The 19066-nt window shown below is 61.7% G+C and carries 20 protein-coding genes; 7 read left to right on the top strand and 13 right to left on the bottom strand.

The window, feature by feature from the left end:
* The first annotated feature begins 98 nt into the window (after positions 1 to 98).
* Both ACYQ47_RS01050 and ACYQ47_RS01045 read left to right on the top strand, forming a co-directional pair.
* Positions 99 to 953: a LysR family transcriptional regulator gene (locus tag ACYQ47_RS01050; protein ID WP_459904225.1), complete on the top strand. Its 855-nt coding sequence runs from the start codon at positions 99 to 101 to the stop codon at positions 951 to 953.
* 264 nt (positions 954 to 1217) lie between these two features.
* Entirely contained in the window at positions 1218 to 1670 is a 453-nt protein-coding gene (locus ACYQ47_RS01045; protein ID WP_250526994.1) for a DUF3597 domain-containing protein, read from the top strand.
* Between the two features lie 81 nt (positions 1671 to 1751).
* Here ACYQ47_RS01045 and ACYQ47_RS01040 read toward each other — a convergent pair whose 3' ends face one another.
* Positions 1752 to 2219 (bottom strand): hypothetical protein, encoded by a 468-nt coding sequence (locus tag ACYQ47_RS01040; protein ID WP_250493708.1) that lies wholly within the window; start codon positions 2217 to 2219, stop codon positions 1752 to 1754.
* Between the two features lie 439 nt (positions 2220 to 2658).
* Here ACYQ47_RS01040 and ACYQ47_RS01035 point away from each other — a divergent pair, with 439 nt between their 5' ends.
* Together ACYQ47_RS01035 and ACYQ47_RS01030 are read left to right on the top strand one after the other, a co-directional pair.
* Positions 2659 to 3543: a manganese catalase family protein gene (locus tag ACYQ47_RS01035; RefSeq protein WP_244828755.1), complete on the top strand. Its 885-nt coding sequence runs from the start codon at positions 2659 to 2661 to the stop codon at positions 3541 to 3543.
* A gap of 114 nt (positions 3544 to 3657) precedes the next feature.
* Complete coding sequence (locus ACYQ47_RS01030; RefSeq protein WP_459904224.1) at positions 3658 to 3912, top strand: DUF378 domain-containing protein; 255 nt, start codon at positions 3658 to 3660, stop codon at positions 3910 to 3912.
* Between the two features lie 60 nt (positions 3913 to 3972).
* Here the strand turns inward: ACYQ47_RS01030 and ACYQ47_RS01025 are convergent, their stop codons facing one another.
* The 8 genes from ACYQ47_RS01025 to ACYQ47_RS00990 all read right to left on the bottom strand — a co-directional run bounded on the left by ACYQ47_RS01025 (position 3973) and on the right by ACYQ47_RS00990 (position 10863).
* Positions 3973 to 4857 carry an ABC transporter permease gene (locus ACYQ47_RS01025; RefSeq protein ID WP_250510376.1) on the bottom strand — a complete coding sequence of 295 codons (885 nt, stop codon included), beginning with the start codon at positions 4855 to 4857 and terminating at the stop codon, positions 3973 to 3975.
* Positions 4854 to 5678, bottom strand: a complete 825-nt coding sequence (locus tag ACYQ47_RS01020) for an ABC transporter ATP-binding protein (RefSeq protein WP_459904223.1) — start codon at positions 5676 to 5678, stop codon at positions 4854 to 4856. Before ACYQ47_RS01020 ends, ACYQ47_RS01025 begins: the two co-directional genes overlap by 4 nt.
* Before the next feature lie 103 nt (positions 5679 to 5781).
* The gene (locus tag ACYQ47_RS01015; RefSeq protein WP_250467506.1) at positions 5782 to 6801 is read right to left on the bottom strand and encodes an ABC transporter substrate-binding protein; all 1020 of its coding nucleotides are present in this window, start codon (positions 6799 to 6801) and stop codon (positions 5782 to 5784) included.
* A gap of 26 nt (positions 6802 to 6827) precedes the next feature.
* The gene (locus ACYQ47_RS01010; RefSeq protein WP_250493801.1) at positions 6828 to 7685 is read right to left on the bottom strand and encodes a TauD/TfdA dioxygenase family protein; all 858 of its coding nucleotides are present in this window, start codon (positions 7683 to 7685) and stop codon (positions 6828 to 6830) included.
* A 154-nt stretch (positions 7686 to 7839) separates the two neighbouring features.
* Entirely contained in the window at positions 7840 to 9006 is a 1167-nt protein-coding gene (dinB, locus tag ACYQ47_RS01005) for a DNA polymerase IV (protein WP_459904222.1), read from the bottom strand.
* A gap of 174 nt (positions 9007 to 9180) precedes the next feature.
* A complete protein-coding gene (locus ACYQ47_RS01000; protein WP_459904221.1) occupies positions 9181 to 9789 on the bottom strand; it encodes a hypothetical protein in 609 nt (202 codons plus the stop codon).
* A 69-nt stretch (positions 9790 to 9858) separates the two neighbouring features.
* A complete protein-coding gene (locus ACYQ47_RS00995; RefSeq protein ID WP_459904220.1) occupies positions 9859 to 10188 on the bottom strand; it encodes a hypothetical protein in 330 nt (109 codons plus the stop codon).
* 309 nt (positions 10189 to 10497) lie between these two features.
* Complete coding sequence (locus tag ACYQ47_RS00990; protein WP_250467509.1) at positions 10498 to 10863, bottom strand: hypothetical protein; 366 nt, start codon at positions 10861 to 10863, stop codon at positions 10498 to 10500.
* Between the two features lie 283 nt (positions 10864 to 11146).
* Here ACYQ47_RS00990 and ACYQ47_RS00985 point away from each other — a divergent pair, with 283 nt between their 5' ends.
* Positions 11147 to 11332 carry a transcriptional regulator gene (locus ACYQ47_RS00985; protein WP_244828762.1) on the top strand — a complete coding sequence of 62 codons (186 nt, stop codon included), beginning with the start codon at positions 11147 to 11149 and terminating at the stop codon, positions 11330 to 11332.
* A 7-nt stretch (positions 11333 to 11339) separates the two neighbouring features.
* Here ACYQ47_RS00985 and ACYQ47_RS00980 read toward each other — a convergent pair whose 3' ends face one another.
* Both ACYQ47_RS00980 and ACYQ47_RS00975 read right to left on the bottom strand, forming a co-directional pair.
* A complete protein-coding gene (locus ACYQ47_RS00980; protein WP_244828763.1) occupies positions 11340 to 12023 on the bottom strand; it encodes a response regulator transcription factor in 684 nt (227 codons plus the stop codon).
* A 105-nt stretch (positions 12024 to 12128) separates the two neighbouring features.
* The gene (locus ACYQ47_RS00975; protein WP_250510381.1) at positions 12129 to 13484 is read right to left on the bottom strand and encodes a sensor histidine kinase; all 1356 of its coding nucleotides are present in this window, start codon (positions 13482 to 13484) and stop codon (positions 12129 to 12131) included.
* A 446-nt stretch (positions 13485 to 13930) separates the two neighbouring features.
* On the opposite strand from ACYQ47_RS00975, the gene ACYQ47_RS00970 reads away from it, so the two are divergent.
* Positions 13931 to 15415 (top strand): MDR family MFS transporter, encoded by a 1485-nt coding sequence (locus tag ACYQ47_RS00970; protein ID WP_459904219.1) that lies wholly within the window; start codon positions 13931 to 13933, stop codon positions 15413 to 15415.
* On the opposite strand, the gene ACYQ47_RS00965 is transcribed toward ACYQ47_RS00970, so the two are convergent.
* A complete protein-coding gene (locus tag ACYQ47_RS00965; protein ID WP_244828766.1) occupies positions 15396 to 15602 on the bottom strand; it encodes a hypothetical protein in 207 nt (68 codons plus the stop codon). The genes ACYQ47_RS00970 and ACYQ47_RS00965 overlap by 20 nt on opposite strands.
* A gap of 315 nt (positions 15603 to 15917) precedes the next feature.
* On the opposite strand from ACYQ47_RS00965, the gene ACYQ47_RS00960 reads away from it, so the two are divergent.
* A complete protein-coding gene (locus ACYQ47_RS00960; RefSeq protein ID WP_459904218.1) occupies positions 15918 to 17852 on the top strand; it encodes a PAS domain-containing hybrid sensor histidine kinase/response regulator in 1935 nt (644 codons plus the stop codon).
* A 104-nt stretch (positions 17853 to 17956) separates the two neighbouring features.
* Here the strand turns inward: ACYQ47_RS00960 and ACYQ47_RS00955 are convergent, their stop codons facing one another.
* Positions 17957 to 19054, bottom strand: coding sequence for an FUSC family protein (locus ACYQ47_RS00955; protein WP_459904217.1), 1098 nt, complete (start codon positions 19052 to 19054; stop codon positions 17957 to 17959).
* Positions 19055 to 19066: the final 12 nt, after the last annotated feature.

Here is a 19066-nt window from a genome sequence, read left to right as displayed (position 1 = left end):
ATCGGGCCGTCAAAAGGCCCGGTGTTGATACGATAGGCGTTCCGCTTTCGAGTCGGAAGCCCTGAAAACAAGACGCCCCGTCTCACGGATGGAACGCTATGAATCTGATCGCTCTCGCCGATTTCAACGCCGTCGCCCAACATGGCGGTTTCGCGGCCGCCGCGCGCAAGCTCGACCGGCCGAAAGCCACGCTTTCGCGACGCGTCGCCGAACTCGAACAGGAGCTCGGCGTGCGGCTGATCGAGCGCGGCTCGGGCACGTTGCGGCTCACGGAGGACGGTCAGGCGCTGCATCAGGGAACGCACGGACTGCTCGCGGATATCGCCGATCTCGGCGAATCGATCGCCTCGCGCGCACCCGTGCCACGCGGCAAGCTGCGCGTAAGCGGGCCCGTCGTGTTCACACATGCGGTGCTTGCGCGTGTGGCTGCCCGGTTCGCGCTTGCTTATCCCGAAGTCGAACTGGAGCTCGTCGCCGAGGACCGTCTGGTCGATCCCGTGCAAGACGCTTATGACCTCGTGATACGCGTGAATCCGGCGGCCGACGTGCTACTCATGGGCCGTCAGATCGCGACCGACCGGCGCGTGCTGGTTGCTGCGCCTTCGCTTATCGACAGCGATGAACTTCCCACGTTGCTGCCTGCGATCACGCTTTCCACCGCAAACGACACGCCTTGGCAAATTCGTACCGCCAATGGCAAGTCACGTACCATCGAAGCACGGACGGTGTTGCGTATGTCGTCGCTCTTATTGATACGCGAAGCCGTGCTGGATGGTGCGGGCGCCGCGCTTCTGCCTGGGTTGCTCGTTGCGCCGGATGTGGCTGCGGGCAGGCTGGTCGCGTTGGGGGAGGATGCGGGTCCGGCCGTCGCGATCTGGGCGCTGTATAGCTCACGTCGTTTGTTGAGTGCGAAGGTGCGGGCTTTTCTGGATGTGCTCGGAAAGCCGGAGTGATGAACGTAGGCTGTTTGAGCGTCATGTGTTCAATAAACCGATGTATGTCTGCGGTATTTCACTCCGTCGCGTCGACGGCTGCGAGTGGGCGGGCGATCGAGATTAGCATCGACAACTACCCTTCGAGCCTAACTGTACGATGGTTCGCTCACCATGACGTACGAGTCTGTCGGAAGCAGGCTTGCTTTATGCGTCCTTGTCCGACGGCCGGTGAAGAAATGACAGGCTTCATCGCAAAACACCAATGAAACCAACGGAGGAACCATGAGCATCTTTTCAAGCATCCTGAACAAGATTTTCCCGCACGATCATCCGGCCGCGAGCGCATCCGGCGCCGCTACTCCGCCCGCTTCACCGGGCGCAGCTCCGGCGACACCGACGGCATCGGGCACGCCGACGAGCACGCCCGCAGGCACGGCAAGCGCCGAACCCGCGCGCCCGCCGGTCACGCCGATGCCCGAAGTGGATGTCGAAGCAATCCTCACGCAGAAGCAGCAGCAAAGCGGTGCGACCCTGAACTGGCGTACTTCGATTGTCGACTTGCTTAAGTTGCTCGATCTCGACAGCAGCCTGGATGCGCGCAAGTCGCTAGCCGCCGAGTTGCACTACACCGGCAACACCGACGATTCCGCGTCCATGAACATCTGGCTTCATAAGCAAGTCATGAAGAAGCTGGCGGAAAACGGAGGCAAGGTGCCGGCGGATTTGCAAGACTGACCACGCTGTAAATCGTCGCGGCGTTGCCCTGGCGTCGCGACTCATTTGGTATGACGCATCACGGACCGCACCTCACATCCTTTAGCGCGATCGCCCCATGCGCGCCAACGCCACCATGGCAAACCCCGCACCCAGTGCCACGTAAGTCGATGCCAAGGCGCGCTTGCTCAAACGCGCTTCGTATCCCGGCGTGAAGCGTTTAGGGACGACATGGTAATCCACGACATAAGCAGTGACTGACGTTGCAATCGCGGCAGCAACGACATCACGCGGACGCGCACGCGAAGTGCACAGCGTTTCGAATAGCACGCCCCAAAAAACCGCGCTGCCCAGATGGATGCCAGAACCGACGGCGGTAAATCGAACGCTGGGCGCCTCCTCCTTTGGCGCCTGTTCGGGCCAGATGCAATGCGCGACAGCGTTCATCGCCGAATAAGGACGATGCCCGGATTTCGACGCGCCCGCCGCTGCGACAAGCGCCGACGCCACACCCGCGCTTGCGCCGGAGAACATCGCGCGCGACAAGGTTTCGATTAATCTGGAATGCATACTTTCCGTTGAGCTTTGAGAGTCGTTAGCCAAGAGCAAAGGCTATTCCGCGTGCCGTGAGTTCTGATCACGACGGGGTCGCGGCACACCGATTGCGAACGTCCAGATACTTCTCGAGCGATCGGTGCTTCTCGCTGAACGCTGAAGGAATAAGCTGCATGACGGATTCAATGGCACGGCGGTTGCTGTAGTACTCACAAGCCGACGCCATGCCAGTCCACGCGGCTGCATGAACTTGGTTCCCCATTCAACACTCAATTCGGCCCTGTCCCCGGCCGTTCAGCCAGCGCGAACCATGCGCTGAGGCTCGCAGCAAGATGACCGCAAGTGACGCAACAACGTCCTCTCGGTCGCCGCGAGATCAACAACTCATCTAAAACTGAATGCGTGCGCTCGTCCGCTGCAGGACGGCGCTCGCTGTTACAAAGGAGTGGCTGATATGTTCGTTCACAATAAGCGTCTGCAATACACCGTCCGCGTAGCTGCGCCGAATCCTGGTCTTGCCAATCTTTTGCTAGAGCAGTTTGGCGGGCCGCAAGGCGAACTGGCGGCGGCATGCCGTTACTTCACGCAAGCTGTATCGGAAGACGATCCGGGCCGCAAGGACCTGCTGTTCGATATCGCCACCGAAGAACTGAGCCATCTGGAAATCATCGGCTCGATCGTGGCCATGCTCAACAAGGGCGCAAAGGGCCAACTCGCCGAAGCCGTGCAGACCGAAGCCGAGCTGTATCGCTCGATGACCGGTCACGGTAACGACTCGCACACGACCGCTCTGCTCTATGGCGGCGGACCGGCGCTTACGAACTCGGCCGGTGTGCCTTGGACCGCAGCTTATATCGATACGATCGGCGAACCGACTGCCGACCTGCGCTCGAATATCGCGGCGGAAGCACGTGCGAAGATCGTCTATGAACGCCTTATCAACGTGACCGACGATCCGGGCATCAAGGAAGCGCTCGGCTTTTTGATGACGCGTGAAATCGCGCATCAGAAGTCCTTCGAAAAGGCGCTGCATTCCATTCAGCCGAATTTCCCGCAAGGCAAGCTGCCCGGTCAGCCGGAATTCACGAGCGTGTACTTCAATATGTCGAAGGGCGATGACGCGCGCGGTTCGTGGAATGAAGGCGGCGACTGGAAGTTCGTCGAAGATCCGCAACCCGCAGTCGATGGCGGCGATGGCACGGCTACCGTCGGCGTGTCGAAAGAAGAAGTGGATGCGTTGCAGGCAATGGCTACGCGTACCGCATCGGACCCATCGAGCGACCCGACCACCGGCGCCGATCTCGGCTCCGGCATGGCAACGGCCGCAACCTCGAACTAAGCTGCATTAAGTAGTAACCGCCGGTTCTGCGGCTAATGCGGTGCGGAACCGGAACGAAAAGAGCCGCTCGATTGCGGCTCTTTTTTCCCTCGTAATTCATTAGGATCACCAAAAATGTCTACTGTTTCATCGAAAGGAACCGTTCGCGTTCATCGTAGCCCGATCGATTGGGTCGCTGGCGCGCTTGTCATCATCGGTGCGTTGAATTGGGGGCTGGTGGGACTGCTGCAGCTCGATCTCGTGGCGGCGATCTTCGGCGTGGCCTCGCCGCTATCGCGGATCGTCTATGTGCTGGTTGGCATCGCCGGAATTTACATGCTGGTGCGCGCCTTCGTGCCGGCACGCGAGCATGGATTGGCCAAGCTTTAAAGACAAATCGGCCCCGCTGGCTGCGCCATGCGGGGCCGACTTTCAAATGCACGAATCCGATTAATTTTGCACACCCCAGCGGCGCACGGTGACACGCTCGACCGTATCGAACACGAGATGCTCGACAGCAAGACCGATCACGATCACCGCTGCAAGTCCCGCGAACACGCGATCCGTGTAAAGCTCGTTGCGGTTCTGAAAGATGTACCATCCAAGGCCGCCCTTTCCTGAACTCGCGCCGAAGACAAGCTCCGCTGCAATCAAGGTCCGCCACGCGAATGCCCAGCCCACTCGCAAGCCGGCAAGAATCGACGGCAACGCGGCAGGCACGAGAATCAGCACCACGTGACGCAAGCCCGTCAGCCCGTAATTGCGGCCTGTCATGCGCAAAGTCGAAGGCACCGCCTGAAAACCCGAATAGGTGTTGAGCGCAAGCGGCCACAAGACCGAATGCACCAGCACGAACAACAAGCTGCCCGTGCCAAGGCCGAACCACAACAACGCCAGCGGTAACAGCGCGATGGACGGCAACGGATTGAACATTGCCGTGAGCATCGACAAGATATCCCGGCCGATGCGCGTCGAGACCGCAAGCGACGTCAAGACGAACGCGAGCGCCGCGCCGAGCAAATAACCGCGCAACAGCACCGACATTGAAATGGCAACCTTGTCGATGAGCTCGCCCGAGATGATCCCCTGCACGAACGCAACGGCCGTTGCGCTGAACGTCGGCAGTAACAGATCGTTATCGACGAAGCGCGCGGCGATTTCCCAAATGCCGATGAGCACCAGCGCAATCAGCGTCTTGCGCAGCCACGACGTGTCCGCGATCCGCCGCGCGAGCGGCAGTTTGACTTCGCTTTGATACTGAATGTCCGCGGGCGCGGCGGGCTCCACTTCATATTCCGGGCGTACCGGCGGTGCGGCGAGATGCGGCGTGCTCATTGCACGGCCTCCTCTTCGAACAGCAAGCGATGAATGCGCGCGACGCTCTGCTGAAACTCCCCGCGACCCAGACTCTCCTGCGTATATTGATGGCTATTCAGTTCGGCGCGCACGCGTCCCGGATGCGGCGTCAGTAACAAGATGCGATTGCCGACGATCAACGCCTCTTCGATCGAATGCGTGACGAACATGAGTGTGAAGCGCTCATCGCTCCACAGACGCAGCAACTCTTCCTGCATGCGGCGGCGCGTGAGTGCATCGAGTGCGGCGAAGGGCTCGTCCATCAGCAGAATGCGCGGCTGCATGGCAAGCGCGCGTGCAATCGCCACACGTTGCTTCATGCCGCCCGAGAGCGTATGGGGATAGGCATCCGCGAAACGCGCCAAACCTACCTTGTCGAGATAATGGAGCGCGCGTTCCCGCGCCTCGGCGCGACTGAGCTTGCGCGCAACACGCAGCGGAAACGCGACGTTTTGCAGCACCGTCTTCCACGGCGGCAACTGATCGAATTCCTGGAACACGACGATACGATCCGCGCCCGGCCCCTTCACGCGCTCACCGGCTATTTCGATACTGCCCGACACCGGTTCGATAAAGCCCGCGACGGCCTTCAGCAAGGTGGATTTGCCGCAGCCCGAAGGACCGAGCAGCACGAAGCGGTCGGCGCCGTAGACGTCGAAGCTGACATCGTGCGTGGCCCGCACGAGCCTTTCGGGCGTGCGGTATTCGAGAGAAACGTTTCTGGCCGACAGCAGCTTGCCGCTCGTCCCGGCTTCGGGCTGGGGTTCGCGCGGATAAATGGCTTGGGGATTCGCCGCCATGATCTTATGCCTGAATGCAATCCTCAAGCATAGTCAGGGCGGCACGTTCGCCTAACCAATCTTTGCGAATATGGAAAGCAGTCAGCGCGATATCAACTCGATATCAACTGCCGCCGCGCGTCACGGGATCGTCGAAAAAGTAGTCTTGCCACGATTTGGGATCGTTCTTGATCGCGCCCACGCGATGCATGAACTGCGCAAGCGGAAAGGTGTTCTGCGGCTGGACCTTGAACTGCACCGCAGGGTCCTTGATGACCTTGAGGAGCAGATCACGGTCGAGCTTCGCGTTGTTCACGCGCAAATAGATGTCGGCCGCCTTCTCGGGATTGGCGGTGACGAAGCGCGCCGCATCGTTGAGGCCATCGACGAAAGCGCGATACGTCTTCGGGTTCTCATTGCGGAACTTCTCCGTTGCATAAAGCACGGTGGCCGAACTCGGCCCACCCAGCACGTCATACGAGTTCAGCACGATATGCGCTTTCGGATTGCCCGCGAGTTCCTGCTGCTGGAACGGCGGATTGCCAAAGTGCGCGTTGATTTCCGTGCCGCCCGCGATGATGGCCGCCGCCGCGTCCGGATGCGGCACCGCTTGCGTGAGCTTGTCGAGGCGATCGTACTGCTTGTCGCCCCATTGCTTGGCCGACGCGAATTGCAGAATGCGCGACTGCACCGAGACGCCCACGGCCGGCACCGCTATTCGATCTTTATCGCTGAAATCGGCGATGGTCTTCACGCGCGGATCGTTCGATACGAGGTAATACGGCAGATTGCCAAGCGACGCCACGCCCTTCACGTTCTGCTTGCCGTGCGTGCGATCCCAGATCGTGAGCAACGGACCGACGCCTGCCGCCGCGATATCCACAGAGCCGGACAACAACGCGTCGTTGATGCTCGCGCCACCCGAGAGCTTGGCCCAATCGACCTTGATATCGACGCCTTGCTTCTTGCCTTCCTGCTCGATGAATTTCTGATCGCGCGCCACGTTGAGCAGCAGATAAACCACGCCGAATTGCTCGGCCACGCGCAACGTGCCTTCCGCCTGCGCGGTCGCCGAACAGCCCAACGAGACGACGAGCGCGGCGGCGAGCGCGCGCAACGAACGCTTCCCGAAACGAGAATGCATGTGAGAAAACCCCGTGAAATAAGCGCTCAGAACGGCGCGTCGCCTTCAATGGTCGTGCGATACAGCTTGCGGCGTTCGTCGTCGGGCGTGCCGGCGGCCAAGTGCATGACCGAGCGGTTGTCCCAGAACACCATGTCGTGATCGCGCCACTCGTGGCGGTAAAGAAACTCCGGCTTCACGCTATGCGCGAAGATTTCGTCGAGGAGCGCGCGGCTCTCGTCTTCCGGCATGTCGATGATGCGCGTGGTGAAGTGCTCGCTCACGAAAAGCGCGCGACGCCCGTTCTCCGGATGCGTCCGCACAATGGGATGCACCACCGGTTTGACCTGCGCGATTTGCTCGGGCGTCAGGTTCGGGCGCCACGGACTGCGTTTCTGCAACTCGGCGTATTTGGCAAGATAGGTATGCTCCGCGCGGCGTCCTTCGACTGCGCGACGCAGATGCTCGGGCAACGTATCCCACGCAAGATGCTGATTCGAAAACAGCGTATCGCCGCCAACTTTCGGCAACTCCTGCGCATGCAGCAGTGAGCCGAGACTCGGCGTTTCCTTGTACGAGAGGTCCGAGTGCCAGAAGTGCCCGGCATCGCCGAGACCGATCGGCTTGCCGTTTTCGAGCACGTTGGAAACGATCAGCACTTCCGGATGCCCGGCGAGCGCGAACTGCTTGAGCACGTGAATTTGCAGCGGCCCGAAGCGCTTGCTGAACGTGACCTGCTGTTCCGGCGTGATGCGCTGGTCGCGAAACACGAGCACGTGATGATCGAGATGCGCGCGATGAATGCGCGCGAAATCGGCTTGCGAGAGCGGCTTGCTCAGATCGAGCCCGATGACCTCGGCGCCGAGCGGCGCGTCGAAGGCGCGAATTTGAATGGATTCGTCGATGGATCGATCGGCGGTTTGGGGCGAACTTTCGAGGGTCGGTGCGAGGGTCGTCACGATGTTCTTGAACGGCGCAAAGACAGCCAATCTACTTCGTCGCGGCCGTGCCGCCAACGAACGATCCGCGATTTGCTTATTCCCTTTGGCGCTTAACGCCTCAGTCGAACGGCAGTTCCACTTGAATCGGTTCGATGAAGCCGCCGTCCTCCCCGCGCACGCTCAACGCGCTCACGCGCACGCCGAGCAACCGCAGCCGTCGATCCAGCGTGATGCGCTTTACGCATTCGGTAGCGGCGCGGCGAATCTCGACGGGGTCGTCGGTGGAAACGGGAATGGTCAGATCACGCGTGAGCGTCCGGAAGTCGTCGAAACGCAGCTTGATGCCGACCGTCCGGCCTACGTAACCTTTGCGCTGCAGGTCGTCGGCGACTTTCTTGCACAGCCCCGTGAACGCCTCGGAGAGCTTCGCGCGGTCGTTCTTCGGATGCAGATCGCGCTCGAACGTGGTCTCACGGCTCATCGACTTCGGCTGCGAACTCACGGCCACGGGCCGATCGTCCTGCCCCTGCGCGATACGCGCGAGCCATGCGGCGTAAGTGCCGCCAAAATGCGTCTGCAGAAATCCCAGGTCGGCGGCGGCAATGTCACCCACCGTCTCGATACCGAGCGCCGCCAGCCTTTCGCTCGCCTTGGGCCCGATGCCATTCACCTTGCGCGCCGCGAGCGGCCAGATGCGTGTGGGGAGATCGTCCATCGTCAGGATGGTCAGGCCGTCGGGCTTGTCGAGCTCCGAGCCGATCTTCGCCAGCAGCTTGTTCGGCGCGATGCAGATCGAGCACGTAAGCCCGGTGGCTTCGTGCACCGCGTCCTTCATGCGCCGGCCGATGCTCGCGGAATCGCCCGGCATGTCGGTCACGTCGATATAAATCTCGTCGATGCCGCGATTCTCTATCTGCGACGTGAACGCCGCGACGGCTGTCTTGAAGAGCCGCGAGTAATGGCGATACGACTCGAAATCCGTGGGCAGAAGAATGGCGTCGGGCGCGAGTTGCGCGGCCTTCATCATGCCCATGGCCGAGAACACGCCGAACTTGCGCGCTTCGTAAGTGGAGGTGGTGACGACACCGCGCCCCGCGTAATCACGCAGTTTTCTGAAGCGGCGCGTGCCGTCGGCCAGCGTCTCGGGAATGGCATTGCGTCCGCCGCCGACCACCACCGGCTGACCGCGCAGTTCGGGATAGCGCAGCAATTCGACGGAGGCAAAGAACGCATCCATGTCCAGATGCGCGATACGGCGAGGCGTGGGCGTGGCGGGCGTGTCCATTGCCTAGAACGGACGCGTGCCGACAAGGCCGGAAGACGACGACGTGCGAAGGACGTGGCTAAACATGCGCGGGCGCGAAGAACGCGGAAAATGCGCATACTGTACATTCATACAGTGATTCGCGCTAGTCTGCCTTATGTCCCTAGCGGCGCTCGGCGCAAATCCGCAGCCCGGTCAGCCAAGAATGCTTAAATTGCGAATCAGGTAGTCATTGAACATCGGCACGGTGAACGCGATATCACCATGGGACGGACTGTAGATCATGCCTTTGTTGATGATCTGCGCGCGGCGAGGACCGAGACTCTGCGGGGTTTCGCCGAGCGCGTCCGCAACGTCGGACGAACGATAAGGGCCACTGCCTAATTTCGCCATGGCAATGACGTATTCGCGTTCCTTGGGCGTTAGGCGATCGAAGCGAACTTTGAAGAACCCTTCGTCCAGACGCTTGAGCGTTGTCGACTCGGCGCGCCTTGCGTCGCTTACGGTAATCGTGTCGCCGACGGCGAGATTCCAGGACTGATGGCCCCACTCCTGCAGAAAGTAGGGATAGCCTCTCGTCTTGAGGAAAATCTCTTTCAGAGCAGCATCGTCGATACCGGCGCCTTCGTCGTTCACTGGTTGACGGATCGCTGCCTTGGCATCGTCCTCAGGCAGAGCACCGACCTCCGGGTAGTGAAATAGCCGCTCCGCATACGATTTGGCTTGTCCCGACAGGGCCGCGACCTGTGGCAAGCCGGCGCCGAAAAACAGCACGGGCAAGCGCGCCTGGTTGATCTTGTGCAATGACACGATGAGAGCGGCTAAGTCTTTTTCGCTTAGGTACTGGACTTCATCGATCAGGAGCGTCCAGGCTTAACCGGCAGCTTTAGCGGCCTCGCCGATACGCACGAACAGTTCTGGAAGATCATTCTCGAGGTCGCCGCTGTCCGCGACTCCAACTTCGGGATCCACCGCGATCGAGACATCGCCATATTCCAACTTGAATGCGGAGGCAAACGACCTCAACGCTCGCAGCGCGTCGTAAGTCTTCGTCTTGGCATTCGCGGCGACGGACAGTTTTCGAAGCACTTGATGCATGCGTGGCAGCAGTTGCTCACCCAACGATTTGTTCTCGGGCGCCTCGATCATGGAAGTGACGTGGCCACGCTGAATAGCGAGCGCTTCGACTGCGTTGAGCAGCACGGTCTTGCCTACGCCGCGTAAGCCCAGGAACATTTGCGAACGGCTAGGCTTACAGAGCACCGCGCGTTCAATGGCGATACGTGCGTCCTCGATGATTGCTTCGCGCCCAGCGAGTTCGGGCGGCTGGCTACCGGCGCCGGGCGCAAATGGGTTCCGAACCGGATCCATGACTATGACTCTATAACAATATATAACGTAGTATATCTCGACTACCTTATACTTTCCTATATTTCGCTAGATAGAGCACGTGGCGCTAGCGGCCTGCGGTTGGAGGCGCGACCGCCCTCACGACTCGCGTACGTTAATCGTCTACTCCGGAACCCGCTTCTCCGCCAACGCCCGGCGGCAATCCTCCAGAATGGGCCGCACCACGCCCGAATTGAAGTTGAGGTCTTCGCTGTCCAAAATCTCTTCGACCGCTTCGCGCGCCCAGTCGGATTCGAGGATGGCGCAATGTCGCGCGGCAAGATCGCGTGCAATGGCAGAGAGTTTGGCGATAGCAAGCCAGTCGGCTTCGCGCTGATGCCGGTCGAGCCACTTGCGCGCGGCTTCGACATGAAATGACGGCGCGGGCCAGTCGCCGTTGAGATAGTACGCACCGAGGCTGCCGCACGTCAGCCAGCAAAGCAGTTCGACACGGTCGCGGGCACTGAGAGTACGAGGCACTTCGTTCATGGCGGCGTTCACGAGAGACGTTCGACTGAAAGGGCAAACGCGCTGCTGTACATCCATCCTTGTGTGAAACCTGTGTGAAAGAAGATACCACGCGATGGTGCGACGCGGCAGCCCATTCGCGTGCGCTGGCGTACATGTTTCGCAGGCTCAACTCTGTGCTGGCGACTGCATGTGCGAGCCATCATTCAACGCTAATTCGCGCGCCTTATTCTGGTTTCCATCGACGAGCCATACTGAATACCGAACGCAGGCCGTCGCCAACCGTCCGCCTAAGGAGCGCATCATGTTCGAACGTCTTTCCAGATTCTTTTCCGCCACCGACGACCATTCGCACGACGACTACTTTGCCTCGTCGGGCGATCACGCCGAACTCGAACGCCGCATGCGTCAGGTCGAGGAAAGCGACCACGCGTACAGCATGACCTTCTGCGGATCGATCCCCCGTCGCCCCGACGACCCTTACGCGTGACACGCCCTCACTTCGCTTCGTCGCGTCCCGCCTGCCCCAGCATCACGGTCCAGCCGAGGCCGCGCACGTTGCGGATCACCGCTGCGCCGAACTTTTTGCGCACCGAATGGATGATCACGTCGACAGCGTTGCTTTCGACTTCCTTGCCCCAGCCGTAAAGCCGGTCTTCGAGTTGATCGCGCGAAAAGATGGTGCCGGGCCGCTCCATGAGTGCGTGCATCAGCGCGAACTCCTTCGCCGACAGCACGCCGGATGTCTCGCCGCACGTAAGCGTGCGCTGGTCGAGGTTGAGATTGATCGATTCGTCGCCGAGACGCGAGGTGGCATAACCCGCCTTTCTGCGCAGCACCGCGCGGATGCGGGCCAGCAGTTCGGGCGTGTCGAAGGGCTTGAGGAGGTAGTCGTCCGCGCCGAGGTCGAGCCCTTGCACGCGCGTGTCGAGGTCGTCGCGAGCCGTGAGGATCAGCACCGGCGTCGCGTTGCCCGCCGTGCGCGCACCACGCAACACTTCGAGGCCAGACATGCCGGGCAAGCCGAGATCGAGCAGTACTACCGTGTATTCAGCGGCGTCCATGGCCTCGCGGCCCGCCTGGCCGTCGCGCACCCAGTCCACGGCGTAATCGACGTCCTTGAGGGCGCGCATCAGGCTGGTGCCGATCTGTACGTCGTCTTCGATCAGTAGGATTCGCATGTTGAGTCCGCACACCGCATTGACGCGACCAAGCTGACGCGGTCATCACCCACGCGCAGCACGCGATCCCATTGTAATAGGCACAAAACAGCGCGGCCATTCCTTTTAAGCGGTGGCTGTCGCGGCGTTTGCCTCGGTAGCCACGCCGCTTTCCTCGACCGGAAAGCCAATCGAAGCGACGATGCCCGACCGCCCGTCATCGCGATTCCGAAGTGACACATCGCCACCGTAGCGCTGCGCGATCGCCTTCACGATAGACAAGCCGAGCCCGCTACCCTCGATATCAGGGTTAGCCCTGAAGAAGCGGTCGAATACGCGCGGCAATAGTGTTTCCGCAATGCCCGGCCCCGTATCGACGACATCGACCCATACCATGTCGCGCTCGCACCGCATACGCAAGTCGATGGTGCCGCCATCCGGCGTATAGCGCACCGCGTTCGAAACGAGATTCTTCACCGCCATGCCGATATCCGTTTCCACCGCGCGCACGTGGGCCTCGACCATCTCTTCGGCGCCGATATCGAGGCCGCGTTGCAGCGCAATCGGCAGGACATCGGCCACGGCGCTCGTTACGACCGTGGCGATATTCACCCGCGTGAGCGGCGTCGCGCCCATCGGGGCATCGGCGCGCGCCATGCGCAGAAGTTGCGTGATGAGGCTGCCCGCGCGTCCAATGCCGCGTCGCAACTCGCGAAAACGCTCCTGATTGCCCGGCGCGATGTGCGGCGCGAGATTATCGGCCTGCAATTGCAGGGCCGTGAGCGGCGTGCGCAGTTCATGCGCGGCATCGGCGATGAACTTGCGTTCCGACTCGATGGATTGCGCGAGGCGCTCGATCATCGTGTTGATCGAATGGATGAAGGGCGCGATTTCGGCGGGCACGCCGGAGGTGGGCAACGGTTCGAGATTGGCGGTATCGATGCCCTGCACTTTCGCGCCAAGGCGTTTGAGCCTGCGCAGCGAGCGGCTCACGACGAGCGCGACCGCGATCCACACGAGCGGCAACAGCACGACAATGGGCCAGAGCGTCTGCGTCGCGGCTTCCCGCGTGAGTTCGCGGCGCACGGCGTTGCGCTGCGCCACTTGAATGGTCATGGTCGGGTCCTGACGCGTGAAGACGCGCCACGATTCGTCGTTGACCTGATAGCTGCCGAAGCCCGCGGTTGCATCGCGCGGAAAGCGCAGAGAAGGATCGGTCGTGCGAAACGGCGTGGCTTCGTCCGGCTTCCACACGACGACCACGACATCGCGATCGTCCTGCGTGCCGCGCGCGGGATTCTGCGGAATGCCTTCGGCGAAACCGTCGCGCATGCGGGTCGCCACTTGTTCGAGGCGCATGTCGAGCAGTGCGTCCATGCCGGTCCGGCAAAGATGATACGAGCTGATGCCCTGCAGCAAGCCTACCGCGCTGACGAGCAGCCCGAGCGCGACGACCAGTTGATTTCTCAGCGATTTGATCATGTGAAGACGCATCGAGATGAAAAGACGCGGACCGGCTGGCGTCTCGATTCTACTAGCGGCTTTCGGCGGCTTCGGACTTTTCGATCTTTCGGCGCGGGGTTCTGGCATCGACGTGCTAAAAAAGAAGCGCCGGTCCGGGTCGGAGCCGACGCTCGAAGCTGAGGAGAACGAGGATGTGAACCAACCTTCTGTCCACGAACCCAGCGTATACCCCGATAGTTAGAGAAAAATGAGGACGAAGAGTCGGGCGAAGCGAGCAGGCTTTTTCAGCAGGCGCTACCATTGCAGTCGACCGCTTCATCATCGACTTCATCGGCGATGCCGCCCCGCCGCACAACGGCTGATGCAGCTTCGCCTTGGCCGTATCGCCTTCTTCGTGTAAGCCCGCCTGTTACCGCGCGCCGTATCCGCCTCGCGTGGCGGCGCCATTCCTTTCATGGAAACGCATGCCACAAGCCAGACAAACCGTTCGTCCGCTCGTCATTGCCGCCGTGATGGCGTCGATGGCAATGGTCGCGATCGAGGCCACCATCGTCTCCACCGCGATGCCGCAAATCGCCACGCAACTCGGCGGTCTCGATCTCTACAGCTGGGTTTTCTCGTCGTTTCTGCTCACGCAGACCGCGCTCACCGTGGTGTTCGGCAAGCTCGCCGACCTTTATGGACGCAAGCCCGCGGTGCTCGTGGGCATCGCCATCTTTTTGATCGGCTCGGTGCTCGCGGGCTTTGCCTGGTCGATGCCCGCAATGATCGTGTTTCGCTTGCTGCAAGGCGTGGGCGCGGGCGCCATTTTGCCGGTGGTGCTGACTATCGTCGGCGACCTTTACCCGGCGCATGAACGCGGCAAGGTGCAGGGCTATTTGGCAAGCGTGTGGGCGGTATCGGCCGTGCTCGGACCCATGGTCGGTGGTCTGCTCATCCGGCAGTTCTCGTGGTCGTGGATCTTCTGGATCAACGTACCGATCGGCTTTCTCGCCGCGCTGCTGTTCGTCATGTTCCTGCACGAAGAGAAACGCCACGGCCGCCCGTCGATCGACTTCGCTGGCGCGTTCTTTTTCACCGCCGCCGTCGCCGCGCTGATGATGGCTCTGACCGATGCCGGCCACGCCAGCAACACGCGGGTAGCCGTGGAAGTGGCGGTGCTGATTGCGAGCGCGTGCCTCTTCGTTTGGCAGGAACGCCGCGCCGCCGACCCGATGATCAACTTCGGCCTCTGGGCACATCGCCCGATTGCAGCGGGCAACGCGGCGACCCTGCTCGCCGGCATGGCGATGATGGGCCTCACCACTTTCCTGCCGATGTACGTGCAGGGCGTGATGCATCGCTCACCGGTCGAAGCCGGCTTCACGCTCACCATGATGATGGTCGGCTGGCCAAGCGGCGCCACGTTCACCTCGCGGACGTTCGCGCGCATCGGCCTGAGGCGGCTTCTGATCGGCGGCGCGTTCTTCATTCCGCTTGGCTCGCTGCCGTTCGTGTTCCTCAACCCGGACATGAGCCCGGTGTGGGCGGGAATCGGCTCGGCGGTCGTCGGCTTCGGCATGGGCGTGACGAGCGTCTCGTGCCTCATCCTGATTCAGGAGATCGTGAAGCCGCACGAACGCGGCAGCGCGACGGCATCCAATCTCTTTGCGCGCAATCTCGGCAACACGCTCGGCGCGGCGGTGTTCGGCGCGGTGCAGAACTACGGTCTAACGCATGTGACCGGCATGCCCGCCGTCCACGCGGATCAGTTGAAGCGTTTGTTGACGAGCGTGCCGGGCGGCTTCGCAAGCAATAACGAGATCCGTCTTGCACTGCACCATGCGCTGCATCTGACTTTCACCGCGATGTTCTTCGTCGCGCTCGGCGCGGTCGTCTCCATGCTCTTCATGCCCGCCGTGAAGATCAGCCCACGGCGCGAGACCGTGCTCAGTCCTGTGCACGAGTGAGCGGACTGTCCTCCTTGTCCTTGGGCGATGTACCCGCGCTATTGCCGTTGTCCGCGGGTGCGTCGTCCGATGCGATCATCTGCACGGTAACGCATTGCCGCGAAGCCGTGCCGAATCCCCTGGCGAGCGCATAAGAAGCGGCAAGCGACGCCGCGATGAGAAAGATGATGCCGAGTTTGCGAGTCATGTGAATGCTCCATGAAGGGTTACCGAAATCACTTCACGGGCCTTCTCTCACTGCCTGACGGTCGCGCGGCCTCCTGAAATGTGCCTGCAGTCTAAGCGCGCACGCCCGTGCTGAAATCCCCTCCAAAGCGCGGATAATATTGGGTGGACGAAATCCCGACAAGAAGCGGAAGCAGCACACGAAGGGTTAAACTGCTGGCGCGCACGCGGCGTTTTCATGTGTCGAAAACACCGCTGCATGACGAACGCGGATTTTCGAACACATCGCGGTCGTTGCGTTTGCAACTTCTCAACCTGAGCGCCGCCCATCAGAACCATGACTACCTTGCGCACTGCCAGGCCAGCGGAACCGGCGTCCGACAAGCCGAATGACTCGACTATCGAAGACGAGCGCTATCACACGCTTGTCGATGCCATCGAAGATTGCGCGATCTTCATGCTCGACCTCAATGGCTGCATTACCACCTGGAACACGGGCGCGCGCAAGATCAAGGGCTACGAGGCGCACGAGATTATCGGTCAGCATCTGTCGCGTTTCTATACGGCGGATTCCGTGGCGCGGGGCTGGCCCGAATACGAGCTGAAGGAGGCGTATGCCACCGGCCGTTTCGAGGACGAAGGCTGGCGTGTTCGCAAGGACGGCACGCGTTTCTGGGCCAATGTCGTCATCACGGCGGCGCGCGACACGCGTGGCGAGATCATCGGCTATGCAAAGTACACGCGCGATCTCACCGCGAAGCGCGCCGAGGAAACCAAGCTGCGGCTTTCCGAAGAACGCTTCCGCCTGCTCGTCGAAAGCGTGAGCGACTACGCCATTTGCATGCTGAGCCCGGAAGGCGAGATCGAAAGCTGGAACATGGGCGCGGTGCGTATCAAGGGATATCTGCCGGCGGAGATTCTCGGCAAGCACTTCTCCCTCTTCTATTCGCCCGAGGACATCGCCGCGAACGTGCCCGCGTTGCAATTGCAGACCACCATTCGCATGGGGCGCATCGAGACCGAGGGCTGGCGCGTGCGCAAGGACGGGTCGCTGTTTTGGGCGAACGTGGTAATCACGGCGGTGTATGACGAGCATCGGACGCTGCGTGGCTTCTCCCAGGTCACGCGCGACATGAGCGAAAGAAAGCGACTGGAGCAACTCGAAGTATCGTCGCGACGCATCAGCGAGTTTCTCGCCACGCTCGCGCACGAGTTGCGCAATCCGCTCGCGCCCGTGCGCAATGCCGTCGGCGTCATGCAGATGGAAGCGGATATCTCGCCGAGACTCGCTTCGTGCCGCGACATCATCGACAGACAGACTTCGCATCTCGGCCGACTGGTTGACGATCTGCTGGACATGGGCCGTATCACCACCGGCAAGATCGAACTGCGCATGGCGCGCGTGGGCGTGACCGAAATCGTCGAACGCAGCATGGAACTCGTGCGCCCTTTCACCGACGACCGCGCGCAGAGCATCACCACCGAATTGCCGCACGAGCCTATCTTCGTCTTGGGCGATGGCACGCGGCTCGTTCAGGTCGTGCAGAATCTGCTCAACAACGCATCGAAGTTTTCGCCGCACGGCAGCAGCATCCACATCTGCGTGGAACGCGAGCGCAACGCCTTGCTGCTGAAAGTGTCCGACCGCGGCCGTGGCATTTCGCAGAAGGGTTTGACGGCTATCTTCGATCTCTTCGTACAAGAAGATCATTACCTGAATCCAGGCGAAGCCGGGCTTGGCATTGGTCTCACGTTGTGCCGTTCGATCGTCGAAATGCACGGCGGCACCATCTCCGCCGCGAGCGACGGCACCGGTCGCGGCAGCACGTTCACCGTGCGATTGCCCTACGCGCCCGCCGACGATGTGCCCATTGCCGGTTTGCTGGCAGCGCCGGCCGCATCGGGGACATTGCGTATCGTCGTGATCGATGACAACGTCGATTCCGCCGACAGTCTCGCCATGCTGCTGCAGATGAAGGGGCACGAGGTGCGCATTGCATATCACGGCACGGAAGGTATCGACGTCATCCGGCATTTTCCGCCCGCGCTGATCCTGCTCGATCTGGCTTTGCCGGATATCGACGGCTTCGCGGTGCTGCGCTCGCTACGCTCGCACCGGCTCGTCGGCCGCGCGATGATCGTCGCAATGACGGGCTTCGGTCAGGAAGGCGACAAGGAACGTTCGGCGCAGGCGGGCTTCGACGGGCATCTGGTGAAGCCCGTGGACCTGCAATTGCTCGACGAGGTGGTGGCGAAGGCGAGTAAGCGCTGACGGGTTCATGCTTTGCCTTGCTTGCCGCTTTGCGGTGCTTTACCGCTTTGCGTGCGAGGCCCGTGCCATGCCGCTTCGTCGCTGCGTTCTGCCACCGCGCGTGGTTAGCCGACCTCGCGCAACGGGAAGATCAACTTCGCCGCAATGAGCCCAAGAGCGCCGCCCAGCAACGTCTCCCACGCGCGCGCGGCGAGCAGCGGTATCGAGTGAATGCCGCTCGCGGCCATCGTCACGATGAGCGTAAAGGCGAAAGCGCCGCACGCAATGTCATAGCGCTCGGGCAGCGCCATGGCGTAGACGATCATCGCGAGGGCAGCCATCGCCCAGATGAAGAGCGGCGCGTGTTCCGCAAGCGGCAGGCAAATGAGCCCGACCGGCACGCCCACGAGCGTGCCGTAGATGCGCCGCCGCACGCGCTGTGCCGTGCCGACAGCCGAAGTCGCGACCACGTATACGCAGGCCGTGATCGCCCACGCCGATTCCGCCATACCGAACGCCGCGTTCAACAACGCCACGACGAGCGCGCCGCTCGCCGCCTGCAGACCCATGGCAAGCGCGGGAGAAACCTGCTGCCGCCAGTAAGCCGGCTCGGACGCGAGCGCGGGCAACACCACCGGATGCTCCGCCGGCCCGCTCAGCACACGCGGCACGATGGCCGCGATCATGCCGATGACGAGCGCGAGCGTAATCGCCCATGAATCGCCCGGTGTCAGGTTCATCGAGTAAGCGACCAGTTGACCGATGTAGAACTGTGAGCCGACGCCCGCACCGAGCAGGCCGAAACGCTTGAGATAGCCCGCGAGGAACGCGCCCGTGACGAGCACGAACTCCGCGCCGCCGCGCCCCATTTCGTGCAGCCACGGCCCGAAGAGCGCGAAGCTGAGTGCGCCAAGCGCGGCCGCGATGCACAACACGGCGAGATCGCGGCTCGAATCGGCGCGCGCGCTGCGCGCTTCTGAAACGCTTGCCCAAAGCGCGAAGGCGGCGGCCAGCATGCCGACGGAGACGCTGGCAGGCACGTCGCGCGTCACGTCGTGCAAGCCGCCGAGCGCGGCCGCGAGCCCATACGCGGTCACGAGCCGCAATCCCTTGATACGCCGATGCGTGCCCGGGTCCACGCGATCCAGCCAGGCAAGCCCCGCGCGCAAGAAGCCGAGCGGCGGTGCGGCGTCAGTGGTGCCAGTGTGTTGCTCGTCGCTCATGGACATCCGCCA

This window comes from Caballeronia sp. HLA56 (assembly GCF_054655155.1).
The sequence above is the reverse complement of the archived record's forward strand: the minus strand, read 5'-3'. Positions and strand labels throughout refer to the sequence as shown.